This is a genomic window from Thermosediminibacter oceani DSM 16646 (genome assembly GCF_000144645.1).
Classification (GTDB): Bacteria; Bacillota; Thermosediminibacteria; order Thermosediminibacterales; family Thermosediminibacteraceae; genus Thermosediminibacter; species Thermosediminibacter oceani.
The window spans coordinates 2,213,695-2,227,237 of sequence record NC_014377.1; the positions used below are offsets into that span (position 1 = coordinate 2,213,695).

Genomic DNA, 13,543 nt, shown 5'->3' on the forward strand with positions numbered 1-13,543 from the left:
TTATCCAAAAAAACCTTACATGACCGTTGACTGTTGTATTAGTTTTTGTTAGAATAACGTTAAAAATGGGGAGGTAAAATCCATGGCTTCTGCGGAAAAGGGACTTTACCCGATAGGCACCGTTGAGAAAAAGACGGGGCTCTCCGCCAGGCAGATCAGGTACTACGAGAGCATGGGGCTCGTCAATCCGGTTCGCACCAGCGGCGGGCAGAGGCGTTACACGGAAAACGATGTAATAAGGCTCATCCGGATAAAGCAGATGAAGGACAGCGGTTTTGACCTCAAAACCATAAAGGAGAAAATCCTGGTCTTCGAGCAGAAGCTGGAGGAAATTTCCCTTTCCGACATTAATCCCGCCCAAGTGAAGCTCTCTTCACTTTACCCAGTTTCCAACAGGGCAGTGTTGATGAAGCTGCTGGAAGAAAAATAAAATCCTTGCTTTTTTTGCAAGGATTTAATAAACCTTATGACCTGCCAGATAAGGGTGAAGGTTAGACTTTGCCTTTTCTACGTGTCTTATCATGGCTTTTTCCGCCGCATTGGGGTCTCGCACCGCCAAAGCGTTGTAAATTTCTTTATGCTCTTCCAGCGAAATCGGCGCCCTGCCGCTGCTTTTGATGGATACCAGCCGGGCTCTTTGGATAAAATGGTGAAAATTGGTGAGAACCGATTCCAGGGGCCTGCTCTTGCACGCTCTAAAGATGATGTCGTGGAACCGGGTATCCAGTTCCGAAACTTTATCTATTTCTCCTTTTCCCGTGTAAAATTCCATAAGGTCAAGCACGTCCTTAAGTTCTTTGAGCTGCTCCGGGGTTATCTTTTCAGCGGCCCACCGGGCAGCCAGTCCCTCGATCATTTTTCTAATAGTGTATATGTCTTCCACGTCCTGTTCGGTAATACCCTCAACTATTACCCCCTTGTTAGGGATGCTCGATACCAGCCCTTCCAGCTCCAGCTGCCTTATAGCCTCCCTCACCGGCGTGCGGCTCACGCCCAGTTCCCTAGCTATCTTCAACTCTATAAGGCTTTCACCGGGCTTATACACACCGTTGAGAATGGCGTTTTTCAGGTGCTGGTATATTTTGTTTCGGAGGGAAGACCCCCCTTCCTGGGTTTGGCTGAACATAAAATTTGCCCTCCTCGCTCCACGCCTTCTATGTTTATTTTACTATAGGTTTTTTGATTTTGAAAGCAGGGATTTTCCAGGGCCCAAAATGGTATAATTATAAAGGCATGTGCTGGCGGTCGTGCCGGCACATAAACATCCCATGAACATATCTATAAGGAGGATACGACATGAAATCCTATATATTTGCTCTACTCACGGCTTTATTCTGGGGAGCCGCACCAATTCTGGGCAAAATGGGTCTTGCAAAGCTGCCGCCCTTCCTGGCCCTGTCGCTGCGTTCCTTTACGATAAGCGCCGTCCTGCTCGCTACCGGTTTGCTTTCGGGCAGTTTTAAAAACCTCTCAATAGAAACTAGATCCTTCCTCTTTATCGCCGGGGAGGGTTTAATGGCATCATTGCTCGGACAGCTGGCCTATTATTACGCCCTCAAGTACAGCGAAGCTTCAAAGGTCGTCCCCATAAGTTCTGCTTTTCCGCTGGTCACGGTTGCTCTGGCCTTTCTCTTCCTGCGCGAGAGCCTGACGCTTAAAAAATTTTTCGGCACCCTGCTGGTCATTCTGGGAATTATATTGATAAGGGGTTAGTCCTCATCCCTCATCCTGACAGCCAGTATCTCCCCAAAATACAGGACGTGATAATCCCCGGTGCCGTAGTATAATGCCTTTACCTCGGCCGGAATCTGCTCGGGGTGAAGGGGAGATTTGTAAATGATGCCGCATTCAAAGTGTATATCGCACCCGTCTATTACCGGGGTGTCCACCGTCTTGCCCGGCAGGAGTGAAAGGCCGCATTCCTTGAACTTGTCTACGTCTCTTCCCGATTTGGTGCCGCATATTTTCAGTGCGTCCTTCATCCGATCGTTCAGGGGAAAACTGACGGTGAAACTCGAGGCCTTTTCTATTAGGTCGAAGGTATATCTGGAAGGCCTGACCATTGCCATGAAAACCGGCCTGTGCCACACGTAGCCAAGGGTCCCCCAGGCAATCGTCATTGTGTTTATCGTGTCGCCGCTTTTTACGGTCAAAAAAGCGCCCTTTTTCAGCTGTTCCAGGACTTTTTCGGCTACTTCTTCGATACGAACGTCTTTATACACAGCTCATTCCCTCCAGTAAATTCAAGTTTTGATTTAATAACGCCCCCGCAAAAGCTTAATGCGGGCTTTCTATATAGATTGTAGCATTTTTTTGAAAATAATACAAATAATACGTTGCGGTTTACGGTGTTACTGTTTTAAGTTATCACATAGCCGATCTTTGTCATCGGGCATATAAAAACCCGACTGGAAATCATGTCGGGTCGGCCCATATATTGAATTTCCCTCGAAAGACAAAAAATCCCCGAGCTGCCGAAGGGGGATGTGGATTTGCTTTAAAAGCACCATCGGCAGCCCGGCTACCATAGCATTAAAAGCTTTATATCCGCAGCTTGGCACTCCAGCTTTTCGGCTGGTTTGCACTTTGGTATACTTGTTCATTTCAGGTTAATTATCCCATATATTTTATATTTTGTCAATAATGAATTGTTCAACCAAAAAGCCTTTAGCACCTTTCTGATCACTTGTTAAGGGCTTACGGCCCTTATGCCCACCTTAACATCGTATAGCGCAGCGCACGCCCCCATTTCGGTGGTGCGGGAAGGTATGAGGAAATTGGGACATGCACCGCTTTCCACGTTCCAGCCCGACTCCAGACTGACGGTGTCCTTTCTCATGCCGCGTTCGAAATACACCCTGGCTCTTATGCTACCCATGTCGTTGTAAATTTCTACTTCCTGCCCTTCTTTTAATCCCAGCCGGATCCCCTCTTCGGCACTGATATACACTTTTGGAAAGGGATTTAATTTTCTAATATATTCGGCCACTTGGAATTGAGAGTGTATACGGTACCGGGAATGGGGGGTTATGAAGTGGTACGGGTAGCCGTCGTCCTCGCAAGCAGGAGCCACGTAGGTGGCCGTGGGAGGCTGGCCTTCGGCCAGGGCTTTTTCTGAATAAAATTCGAATTTGCCCGACGGCGTGCGGAATTTTTTATCCTGCCAGGCCACATCCGGCACGAAGGAGTTTTTTATATGCCCCTTTTCTCTTAGAACGGAAAGGTCCACCCCGAATTTTCCAAAAGCCCCGGTGGCGTATTCCAAAAATTCCTCCCGGCTCTTCCAGGGGAAATCCTCAAGTCCGATTCTCCTTGCAAGCTCAATGAAGATCTCCTCGTCGGGCCTTGCCTCCCCGACGGGCTCGATGACTTTGGGGCAGTAAAAAATCCAGGGGCTCCAGGAGCTTACCTTGACGTTTTCCTCCTCGAAAAAGGTGGTGCACGGCAGCACCACGTCGGCCTCTTTTGCCGTGTCTGTCATGAACATGTCTATAACGACAACGGTTTCGATATTGTTCAGGGCCTTTCTCGTCATGGCCGTGTCCGGCACGTTTACGACGGGGTTTGCGTTTGTTATGAACGCTATTTTAACGGGCGGGTCCTGGGCCTTCAAAATTCCGCGGGCCATGCTGGACAGGTCCATGAGCCGCCCGGTCCCGACCGGTGCCGCTCCCTTCACGAAACTTCCTACGTACCAGTATGTATCGATACAGTAGGATACCCCGGCCCCCGGCTTTCCGATGTTGCCCGTAACTGCCGCCAGGGCGTCGACAGCTCTTACGGCGTTGCCGCCTCCCCTGTACCTCTGCAGTCCAAATCCGAGCAGGGTGGTGACGGGGGTATTTTCCGCGTAGAAAAGAGCAAGGCGCACTATATCATCAACATCCACCCCGGTGATCTCCGAAACCCTCCCGAGCGGGTAGTTTTCCAGGGTCCTCCGGAATTCTTCAAACCCATAAGTGTATTTTTCTATGAATTCGCGGTCGATTTTACCCCATTCTACGAGGTACCGGCACGCCCCCAGGGCCAGGGCTGCATCGGTACCCGGCTTCGGACTTATCACCAGTTCGGCCATGCCCTCCATTCCGGTGGTGAGCGGGTTTACTACGGCGATCTTCCCTCCCCTTTCCCTGCACTCCAAAATAAAGGGCATGGAGTGGACATTCGTTGATTTCACGTTTCTGCCCCAGAGGACGCAGCCTCTGGCGTTGGGCAGGTCTTCTATGCTGTTTTGTAAAAGACCTCCGAAGTCGTAAATCTGTGCAACCAGGCCGGCGCTCAAGCATAAGTCTCCCGAGACCCTGGTAATACCGCCCAGGGCGTTGAAAAACCTGGTGTCAAGGTGTTTTGTTGTGACTTCCGACCCGCTGTAGTGGTAGTGAAGCACTGCCAGAGGGCCGTATGTATCCACGACCTCGGTAAGCCTCGCGGCTATGAAATTCAGGGCTTCATCCCAGGTTACCCGCTTGAATTCACCGTTCTTTTTCATAAGGGGATAACGGAGCCGCTCCGGGTGGTAGACCAATTCCACGTAGGAATTTCCCTTGGGACAGAGGTAACCCCGGGTAACCGGATGGTCCGGGTCTCCCTTAACCCCGGTCAGCCTTCCGTTTTCATCCACGTAAGCCAGGAGGGAGCAGCAGTCGATGCAGTCCCGCGGGCACGCAGTGCGGTAAACTTTCATTTTTGCATTCCCCCTGTATTATTTTGAACCTCACTCGACACTGTTTACGGTCACTTTCCCGCCGATGACGTTTACCGTATGCTCGCCCTTCCCGAATATTACTTCTCCGAAAAGGCTTTTCTGCAGGAACGTATCTTTTTCGCTTTCGCCAATCACCTTCCAGTCCGTATTACCCCCCAACAAATATTTACTATCGACCATGGCCTTTACTTTCACATCGGCGCTGTCTTTAACAATTACATCCACATGCCCGGAGTTTTCTATCAGCCAGTTGCTGTTGATTTTGTCGAGCCGAATCTTTAGCGAACCGCGGTTAATCACTTCCACATCTATATTTTCAGGCACGTGGAGGGTATAACTGGTCATTTCGGCGTAAAATCCGAAGCTTTTGTGCCGGCGAGGAGTGTCGAAGGAGATCCGGAGGATTTCGCCGGACCTGTCAAAGACTACATCGCTGGCCGATAAAAGTTCTTCGGCCCTCTCCCTGGAATCCGCCACCACGCTGGCGGACCCGAAAACCGTGACAGCCTTTTCGCTGACCGGTCGGAGGGTTAGTTCGCAGGCCGGACCTTCTATTATTATTTTAGCAACTGTACCGTCGATTTGCATCTTTTCCGGCTCCGCCGCCAGGACAAAATTTTGGGACGATATCGTCTGATTAATGGCCGGAATAATCCCCGTCTCCCACAGACCGTAAAGGCCCAGGGTGAAAAGTCCTGCGAAGCAGATTACCAGTATGCTGAAAAAGTCGAAATCTACCGGTTCCCCCTTATTCAAAAAGGAGTACAGGAGCACTTCCGCTCCCAGCACTATCGGCACCAGCGGCCACCATTTGACGGCATTGAACGCAGCGTCCCTGCCGAAGATCTCGGACGCAAGCAGAGTCACCCCCGCGGCTACCAGTAGTGTGCCCAATGATATGGAACCTACCTTCCACTTTCTCACGGCTCCGAATCTCCCCCTTTTTCTTTAGTTTTTAATCCCGCGCCACCAGTCGTTATCAACTTTATTCCGGCGAAAATCAATATGAAAGAAACCAGCCCCGTGTAAAAGTAGCTGCGCATCCGCCATTCGATGAGCGGGAAAATTATCCTATCCAGAACCGCCAGGCACCCCAGCAGTATGAGGCCGGCACCCGTGAGCCGTGGGTTGCGGTTTATCCACGAGAGCGGAGAATCTTCCAGGTTATCCGGGGGGACATTCCCCTCCGCCCGGTGGATGGCGTCGAAGAGGCTGTAAAACCAGATGATCGGCAGCAAGAAAAGGAAAAAAGACATGTTCAGCCATCCCATCAGGAAGAGGGCCATGAAGAAGGTCCCCATCAGTTCGGCCCCGTACCTCATAAAACCGAGATACATGTGCCCTGCGCCCGGTACCAGCGACAGGGCGGCGGCGATTACAGTCCGGTTGGAAACGCACCTCGGCGCGCTCCGGGCGGGATTTTCGACAGCTCCCTCACCTTCGGCGCCCTTAAGGTATTCTTCCGTTGCTGGCAGATCCACCAGCGATATGGCGTCAACCATGGAGATAAACCAGATCACCAGCAGCGCAAAGGGTAAAAGCATGAAAAATTCATTTTCTCCGGTAATCACGGCTAACCCCATGCCGCCAAAGAGAGCCCCCAGATAAAGCCCCAGGAATATAAATCCCCTAGCGCTGAATCCAAGATAAAAATGGCCCAGTCCCGGTATGAAGGACAGCAAAAATGCAGCAAACCTGCTCTTTTTATTCAATACCAAAACCTCCCTTTCCCGTTTCAAAGTTTATTATCCACTCATTGGCCTTTTTTGCAACTTTTGTCGGCCAGTTCAGGCTGACGCCCTGTTCAATTCTATTTCCCCAGGCTGTGTTCGCCAGCATCCCTAGCTTCTCCGCCACCTTCAGGGACAATCCGGCGGTCATCAGCATAATGGTGATCATGGCGCAGGCCGTGTAATAGGCGATCAATTTATTAAATCCCGGCGTTCGCAAAACCCGTTTCCGGCCAAACTCCAAGAATTCCTTTTTTGCGGCGGCCAACACCTTTTTATCGAAATCCGGCGATATTTTTCGGCTCGCATCGCGCATCTCATCGTCGCCGATCTCGGAAAGAAACAATTCCAAACAGCAGTCACACCGGTAAAGATGCTCTTCCATGTTGCGAAGCTTTTCCGGGGTCCCGCAGCCGTTTTTAAAAAGCATCCATTCCTCTTTGCTGTAGTGCCTCACCCTTTTTCCCTCCCCCACCTTTTCTTAAACAGGGCTCTCGCCCGACTCAAGCGGGACTCAACCGTCTTAACGCTGATTCCTTCCTCCACTGCGATCTCCCGGCAGCTCTTGCCTTCGAAATAATATTTTGCCAGAGTCCTCCCGTAAATCTCCGGCAGCTCCCCCGCCACATGCTGCACTCTCTGCCAGTCTTCCTTCGCCAGGTACAGTTCTTCCGGCGAAGGGGCCTGCTCCGTTCGCAGTACCGATTCTCCGGCCTTTTCTTCCGGCACAATTCGCGAAAGATGCTCCGCCTTTCTCCGGTGGTCTATGGCCTTGTTCACGGCGATTCTCCCGATCCAGGACTTGAAATTATCGAAACGGCACCGGGGAAGGGAGCGGTAAACCTGTAAGAATACCTCCTGGGCTATATCTTCGGCCTCAGCGCTGTCGCTCACGAAATTAAATATTATTGCAAAGACGTAGCCCTTGTACCGTTCCAACAGTTCTTCTAATGCTTCCTGATCGCCGGCAAGGCATCTTTTTGCCAGCTGTTCATCGGACAGCATCGCTCCCCTCCTTTCCCTTTCGTCAATAATATAGACGAAAAATCTTCCCGATACCCTTCAAAAATTTAAGCACTCCCGAAAGAGTGCTTCACCAACCGGCGCCATTTAAATTTACCGCAATCGCGCACGCGATATTTTAACCGCCTGAAGCATTATTTGAAACTCCTCTTTTCAATTGTCCTGCAGCTTTTTCCAAATTCCAATCGATGAAGGGAGATTCCGGAGCCCCTAACAGTTCATTAATTTCCCTATCATTCAGCCCACCCACCTGCTGGGTGATAAAAACCCCTTCAGCCTTTAAAAGCGGCCCGGGCAGCAGCGCCGGCTGCACCATGGACCGGTTTTTCGTGCGGTCGCGTGGGCGGCAAGCCATTCCCCAATTATTCAAAAGTCCATTTTCCATCATTTTTTATATAATCTCCTGATTTTAATACCTTCTTCCCATCTGCTATCACATAATCGGTTGGACCATGGAAAAGTTCATTAATATTTAAAACATCCTCTGCCTTCAATGCAGTATATATTATAAGTGCCCTATCGTGATTCTGAGGATTGGGAAGGGCCGAAATAAACCTCAGATGCTTCCCACTATATTCGGTATCAGCAATTATCCTCCCGGATTCTATCCTAAAAGGAAATTCGGATTTATATTTTGAAAGCCATAGATTCCCATCAATTGTACCGTAAACTATAATATTATAATCGGATAGGTCCATATTTAGAGCCTCGGTATCGGTTAATATTTCGGCATCCTCAATAAGATTAAACATATTTTTTATCTCTTTTACGTAATTCAAAATCTTGCTTTCGATTAAATCATTTTTTTCGTTAGTAGGCACTATTAAAACTTTTTTGTACTTCTCAAAAAAACCGAAATTTATAGGTCCCTCAAATTTAATCGAATAAAAATCTTCCCCAAGATTTTTCTGAGAAAGCTCTTTGAAAACTTCAATGAGCTCGGGATAACAGGACCGATAATAGCATAGACATCAAAGGTTCCGTCATCTTTCTTAATTTGTGGTCCATAGCCGCCGGCATGAAACAAGGGTGCAAGAATTATGTTATAGCTATTCTTTTTAATTCCAAAATACTCTTCCAAATCATTTACAACGTCAAAATCCTTAATGTCATCCGATACTTTCTTGACCAATCTATTATAAAAACCCATATTATTATTATAAAACTTTTGAAAATCGGTTTCTAACGCATATTTTTGGAGTTCCAAAACAAATAGATCCATTTCATTGTCATTCGCTCCACTATATCTTATGGTATCCATGTAAGGAAAAACCTTTTTGAGCTCCGGCGGATTCGTAAGATGGAGCATAAGCGCAGGGGGTACATCATAAGCAAATCCGTTCCGTCTCAATCTGCTAAACATCCTGACGGCTTCGTGATTTTTGAATTTATCGAAATATTTTCCCATATTTCTTTTATAACTAAAATCCAGTTTCGTTAAACGTGAATATCCCGAATTTAGCTGAACCGATGAAAGCAATTCTATGCGGGGGTCTATCATTATATTCAATTTACCCTTTGTAATTTTTACGGGTTCAAGTTTGGTTAACCCTTAATTCTCATTGGCCTTTTTGACTAATGAATCATTAAATATAGCTGCAAGAATAACCAAAAGCACCAAAATCCCCACAAAAATAAATGCTTTCTTTTTTTGACATAAAGCCTCCTCCCTAACTAAAAATTACATTTGATAAACTATTATACTTTAAAATGTATGATTTACAATTTATTAAATTAAAAAAAGTGGGACAAGAAAAGATCCCTTGCACACTTATTCATAAAATAAACATCAATTTTTACTTCTTTCTTCCGTGAATAAAATAATACCAGCTGCTCGCATTATTAAAAAAGTCCGGTATATGCCCTATCCTAATCAATTCAAATCCATCAAAACAAAAATAATTCCAATATCGTTATAATCCATATAAAAATGTGGAACGTTAACTTACGGTTCTTCAGTCTTGATAATGGTATTTTCATCTATTTTGAGATTATTATTTTTATAAAAAGATGGGCTACTTTTTGAACATAAAGTAACAAAAAATTCATGTTAATTTCGCTCATAATAATTTTTATGGCTTATGAATCTATATGGGATGTCACGTGATAGGCTAATAAACCGTCACCGATTGTCATTTGTGGTAGGTTTCCCCCCGGATTATTTTGAACCAGCGATAAATCTGCTCCAAAAGCAGAAGGCGCATGAGTTGGTGAGGAAGGGTAAAATCGGAAAAAGAAAGTCTCATGTCGCAGGTTTTCTTAACCTCATCAGAAAGACCTAAAGAGCCGCCTATTACGAAGGTTATATCCGAAATACCGTAAAGGACAAGGTCTTTAACTTTCTCTGCCATCCCTTCCGACGAAAATCTCTCTCCCTCGATGCAAAGGGCGATTTTAAAGCCTTGCCGGGGGATTTTAGCCAAAATTAGCTCCCCTTCCCTTTTCAGCACCCTTTCTTTTTGCGCCGGTGATGGATTGTCCGGCGCCCTTTCTTCGTCTACTTCTATTATCCGGAGGGTGCAGTAAGGTTTGAGCCTTTTTTCATATTCTTTTATGCCTTCCCTTAAATAGCTTTCTTTAATTTTTCCTACAGCTATTATTGTGATGTTCATAGCCCTTGCCTTTCTTCTGGATTTTTAGCCCTATATTAATCTACAAAACACTATACCACAAAAATTGCCGCAAAAAAAACATCTCCGCTTTAACGGAGATGTTCGGGGCATTCCAACCGCTATAATGGAATCACCGGCACCAATGAATTCTAATGATGCTTTATCCTAGTCTTTCTTCTCTTCTTCCGGAACCTCTTTTTCGGTCACCCGTATCAGTTCGTACTCCTTGCTTCCCATTCCAAGCTCGTAGGCCGCGTCTATATGAAGCTGCGCATCCTTCCCGGTCACGGCTTTGAGTATATTTTCGCCCTTTTTCACGTTTTTATCCGCCGCCTTTGATCCGGGAAGGGGATCGGCGCCGTTTATGATATCCAGGGACGCCTGGTCTATCGCCACTATGTCGTGGGACACCAGCACGCCCTGATCCTGCACCAGCGGGGTGTCGGCCATGGGCATGCAGTCGCACTCGGGCTGGACCTCGGTGATGAAGTTTATGTAAAGGATCCTGCCCTTTTCGAAGGTGGAGACCACCGCGTAAGCCGATTCGGCGAGGCCCCTCTGGAAGGTCTCTTCATCGATGGGCACCACCAGGGCCTTTTCCGGACAGACTCTGGCGCACCTGCCGCACTTGACGCAAACGGTTTTATCTATGACGATGCTGTCGTCAACAAGCTGCAATGACTTGTGCGGGCAGACGTCCACGCACTGTCCGCACCGGATGCACCGGGCTTTTATCCATTCCAGGTGCTTGCCTTCATAAAAGTGGATCCTGCCCCTCTCGGCCTTACCGTGGTGATCCTTGCAGCTTATGCAGCCCATCGCCAGGTTCTTTATGGCTCCTCCGAAGCCGGAACCGATATGCCCCTTGCAGTGGGATACGACGATCATAGCCGGGGCGTAGTATATGGCTGATGCCACCCCTATCTCTCCCAGGATTGGTCCCGCCTTGACCCTGATCTGGTCCCTGCCGAAAATTCCGTCGGCCAGCACCACCGGGGCCCCTACCGAGAGATGGTTGATGCCTTCCATATTGGCCACTTCCAGGTACTCGAGGCCCGGTATCCTCACCGTATCGGTGACAAAGGGCTGCCCGCCTGCTTCTTTTACCCTTTCAACTACTTTCCTCAAAAAGATAGGCCGTACTATGCGGTGGGCTCCCTGAGACCCGAAATGGGTCTTTATAGCTACGTAATCTCCCTTTTCGATGAACGAATTGAAGTCCACCATCTGCAGTATTTGTTCAAACTTGGCCACAAAGCTGTACTTGTAGTCATAGCTTTTAACTCTGGCATCGGCAAAATAGATTTTACTCTTCATTATTCGAACCTCCCCGTGTGATTCTGGATTTCAGCTTAGCACCGAAATTCGGTTCTTCCACCGATTTTCGGTGTTTGCCAGAGATTCTCCCTTTATTATCTGTAAGTTTAATTCCACCGTATACTTCCACGGCTTTTGAATTTCTCAAGTCCACTCCCGTCATTCTGCTTTTATTATACCATACGTTTCCATCTTAAAAGAAAAAGAGGATTTTTAACATCCCCTTTTAAAAATTTATTTTATTCCGCCTGAAAACATTCTATAATTCAACAAATACTTATTTCCCGGGAAATATTTCGTTTTTATCCGACAAGAACGGGGACAACGGTTGACGCTGCAGGCACCACATAGGCCCTGAAATCTTCCCCGAGCATGTTGCGTACAATTTGTAGCGCCAGGCTTGCGTCGGCTGCGGGCACCATTCCCATTTCGGAGACCATTCCGGCGTCGAGTTTCGACACCAGCACCACCCGGAACCTCTCCAGAGTCAGGGTGAGCATGTAGCCTACGCCCTTGGCTATGGTAAATTCCCTCCAGAGTTCCTCTTCCCTCATCCGGCGGGTGGGGAAGTCTTTTATAATCCTGTAAAAGTCGCCGTTGCCCACTCCCTCGGGGCACTCCGCTACCAATACTATTACACCGCCGTCCTTCAGTACCCCCTGGCAGTTTTCTACGGCCTTTGTGGCCTGGTAAAGATCGATATCCTTTGGAAATCCGCCGCAGGAGAGGATCAAAGCGTCGGCGCACTTCTCCACCTCAATGCTGAAGAACTCCCGGACAGAGCGGCAGCCTTCTTTGAAGGCCTCCCTGTAATCTCCTGCCACGACCCGGGCGATTTTCCCTTCATCGTTCAGGATTACGTTGACCATGAAGGTGGGATTTACCATCGCCGCAATTTCGGCCATGTCCTGGGCCATGGGATTATCGGATACCCTTCCGGGTCCAACAAAGGGGTTTATGCCCCCACCCTTGTCTGGCGGGTTGAGCATCAGCTTGTGATTGTGTTGAATCGTCTCGTAGCCCGAAACACCCGGGCAGACGGCCTTTCGTCCGCCCCCGAATCCGGCCATCGAATGGTACACAATGCCGCCGGTTATTATCACTTTATCAGCTCCGGCTACCAACCGGTTGACCCACACCGGCGTTCCCGAAGAAGTGGTGCCGAGGTAGACCAGCGATTCCCGGTCCCTGCAGTTGTGGTCGACCACCCGGACCCTTCCCAGGACTTCCCGACCGAACATGTACTCGAGCTCCTGCTCGGTATGACCTCTATGGGTGCCCGTTGCCACCACTACGGTGATGTCTTCGTAAGGAATTCCCGATTCCCGGAGCTCCTCCAGCAGAACGGGGATTACTCTCGAGTTCCTGACGCTCCTTGTTATATCGCTGGCTATTATGACGACTGAATCGCCTTTTTTAACCAGCCCGGAAAGCGGAGGTGAACCGATGGGGTTTCGCACCGCCTCCACTACAGCCTCTTTTTCGTCGGGTACCGCCGGTACATCCCGGGCTTTTAGGACGCCAAGGACATTTTTCGCGGGGATTTTAAGCGTCATCATCCCCCTGCCGTATTTTAAATTAAAGGTTTTTATCTTCATGAAGCCATCTCCCAAATATTTTTTATATTTTATTTTATCGCGCGGGTTTTAACAATACTGCACCTTAAAGTAAAATAAAGGTGTTAATATACTATGATAGTCTGGGTGCCACTATATTCTAGAAGTTTAAATCTGCCCATTGACAAAATGTGGTAGGTTTTTTTGTCATCTTTGGAGGTGACAAAGCTTACAAAGAAAGCTGAAACTCCGAGAACTGATTGCTACAGCGAAAAATGGTGATGAGGAAGCTATGACCTACGTCGTTAAGCACTTCATTCCAATTGTTAAGAAATACAGCCGTCAACTGGATTACGAGGAAGCCTGCTCCGATTTAGTTACTTGATAATTGAAGCCGTTCACCGCTACCACCCTAATATCACCTTGGGTAGAGATGAGATAAACCGGTACTTCTCCCATAAAAGCAGTGACCGAGATTGACTCCAGAAAATTTTTCGGTAGGGGGTTATTAAAATAACCCCCTCAGACTGTCGACAAAGTAACTGTCGACAGTCTTTTTTTGCAAAAGCTAGTACAAAAATCATCAGCTTTTTAGTAAAA

The 13,543-nt window shown here is 47.9% G+C and carries 16 protein-coding genes and 1 riboswitch; of the genes, 3 read left to right on the top strand and 13 right to left on the bottom strand.

Features of this window, described 5'->3' with window-relative positions; translation table 11 throughout:
- Window positions 1–82 precede the first annotated feature (82 nt).
- Window positions 83–430, top strand: a complete 348-nt coding sequence (locus TOCE_RS11145) for a MerR family transcriptional regulator (RefSeq protein ID WP_013276929.1) — start codon at window positions 83–85, stop codon at window positions 428–430.
- A gap of 24 nt (window positions 431–454) precedes the next feature.
- Here the strand turns inward: TOCE_RS11145 and TOCE_RS11150 are convergent, their stop codons facing one another.
- Window positions 455–1,126 carry a GntR family transcriptional regulator gene (locus tag TOCE_RS11150; protein ID WP_013276930.1) on the bottom strand — a complete coding sequence of 224 codons (672 nt, stop codon included), beginning with the start codon at window positions 1,124–1,126 and terminating at the stop codon, window positions 455–457.
- 170 nt (window positions 1,127–1,296) lie between these two features.
- On the opposite strand from TOCE_RS11150, the gene TOCE_RS11155 reads away from it, so the two are divergent.
- Window positions 1,297–1,713 (top strand): EamA family transporter, encoded by a 417-nt coding sequence (locus tag TOCE_RS11155; RefSeq protein WP_013276931.1) that lies wholly within the window; start codon window positions 1,297–1,299, stop codon window positions 1,711–1,713.
- On the opposite strand, the gene TOCE_RS11160 is transcribed toward TOCE_RS11155, so the two are convergent.
- The 12 genes from TOCE_RS11160 to TOCE_RS11220 all read right to left on the bottom strand — a co-directional run bounded on the left by TOCE_RS11160 (window position 1,710) and on the right by TOCE_RS11220 (window position 12,985).
- The gene (locus TOCE_RS11160) at window positions 1,710–2,222 is read right to left on the bottom strand and encodes a flavin reductase family protein (RefSeq protein WP_013276932.1); all 513 of its coding nucleotides are present in this window, start codon (window positions 2,220–2,222) and stop codon (window positions 1,710–1,712) included. The two genes, TOCE_RS11155 and TOCE_RS11160, sit on opposite strands and share 4 nt — an antisense overlap.
- A 286-nt stretch (window positions 2,223–2,508) precedes the next feature.
- Window positions 2,509–2,594: riboswitch (cyclic di-GMP riboswitch) on the bottom strand.
- Between the two features lie 95 nt (window positions 2,595–2,689).
- Entirely contained in the window at window positions 2,690–4,684 is a 1,995-nt protein-coding gene (locus TOCE_RS11170; protein ID WP_013276933.1) for a molybdopterin-containing oxidoreductase family protein, read from the bottom strand.
- A 30-nt stretch (window positions 4,685–4,714) separates the two neighbouring features.
- Window positions 4,715–5,629 carry a hypothetical protein gene (locus tag TOCE_RS11175; RefSeq protein ID WP_013276934.1) on the bottom strand — a complete coding sequence of 305 codons (915 nt, stop codon included), beginning with the start codon at window positions 5,627–5,629 and terminating at the stop codon, window positions 4,715–4,717.
- Window positions 5,626–6,417, bottom strand: coding sequence for a hypothetical protein (locus tag TOCE_RS11180; RefSeq protein ID WP_013276935.1), 792 nt, complete (start codon window positions 6,415–6,417; stop codon window positions 5,626–5,628). Before TOCE_RS11180 ends, TOCE_RS11175 begins: the two co-directional genes overlap by 4 nt.
- Window positions 6,410–6,892, bottom strand: a complete 483-nt coding sequence (locus tag TOCE_RS11185; RefSeq protein ID WP_013276936.1) for a hypothetical protein — start codon at window positions 6,890–6,892, stop codon at window positions 6,410–6,412. The genes TOCE_RS11180 and TOCE_RS11185 overlap by 8 nt, the downstream gene beginning before the upstream one ends.
- Window positions 6,889–7,440, bottom strand: a complete 552-nt coding sequence (locus TOCE_RS11190; RefSeq protein ID WP_013276937.1) for an RNA polymerase sigma factor — start codon at window positions 7,438–7,440, stop codon at window positions 6,889–6,891. The genes TOCE_RS11185 and TOCE_RS11190 overlap by 4 nt, the downstream gene beginning before the upstream one ends.
- 136 nt (window positions 7,441–7,576) lie before the next feature.
- Complete coding sequence (locus tag TOCE_RS12345; RefSeq protein ID WP_013276938.1) at window positions 7,577–7,846, bottom strand: hypothetical protein; 270 nt, start codon at window positions 7,844–7,846, stop codon at window positions 7,577–7,579.
- A complete protein-coding gene (locus tag TOCE_RS11200; protein WP_013276939.1) occupies window positions 7,821–8,279 on the bottom strand; it encodes a hypothetical protein in 459 nt (152 codons plus the stop codon). The genes TOCE_RS12345 and TOCE_RS11200 overlap by 26 nt, the downstream gene beginning before the upstream one ends.
- Window positions 8,280–8,317: 38 nt before the next feature.
- The gene (locus tag TOCE_RS11205) at window positions 8,318–8,959 is read right to left on the bottom strand and encodes a DUF4932 domain-containing protein (protein WP_041423954.1); all 642 of its coding nucleotides are present in this window, start codon (window positions 8,957–8,959) and stop codon (window positions 8,318–8,320) included.
- 631 nt (window positions 8,960–9,590) lie between these two features.
- Window positions 9,591–10,070, bottom strand: a complete 480-nt coding sequence (gene rlmH, locus TOCE_RS11210; protein WP_013276941.1) for a 23S rRNA (pseudouridine(1915)-N(3))-methyltransferase RlmH — start codon at window positions 10,068–10,070, stop codon at window positions 9,591–9,593.
- Window positions 10,071–10,235: 165 nt separating this feature from the next.
- Complete coding sequence (locus TOCE_RS11215) at window positions 10,236–11,387, bottom strand: DUF362 domain-containing protein (protein WP_013276942.1); 1,152 nt, start codon at window positions 11,385–11,387, stop codon at window positions 10,236–10,238.
- Between the two features lie 302 nt (window positions 11,388–11,689).
- The gene (locus TOCE_RS11220) at window positions 11,690–12,985 is read right to left on the bottom strand and encodes a nickel-dependent lactate racemase family protein (RefSeq protein ID WP_013276944.1); all 1,296 of its coding nucleotides are present in this window, start codon (window positions 12,983–12,985) and stop codon (window positions 11,690–11,692) included.
- Between the two features lie 217 nt (window positions 12,986–13,202).
- Here TOCE_RS11220 and TOCE_RS12990 point away from each other — a divergent pair, with 217 nt between their 5' ends.
- Entirely contained in the window at window positions 13,203–13,328 is a 126-nt protein-coding gene (locus TOCE_RS12990) for a helix-turn-helix domain-containing protein (RefSeq protein WP_425358485.1), read from the top strand.
- The last annotated feature ends 215 nt before the right edge of the window (window positions 13,329–13,543 follow it).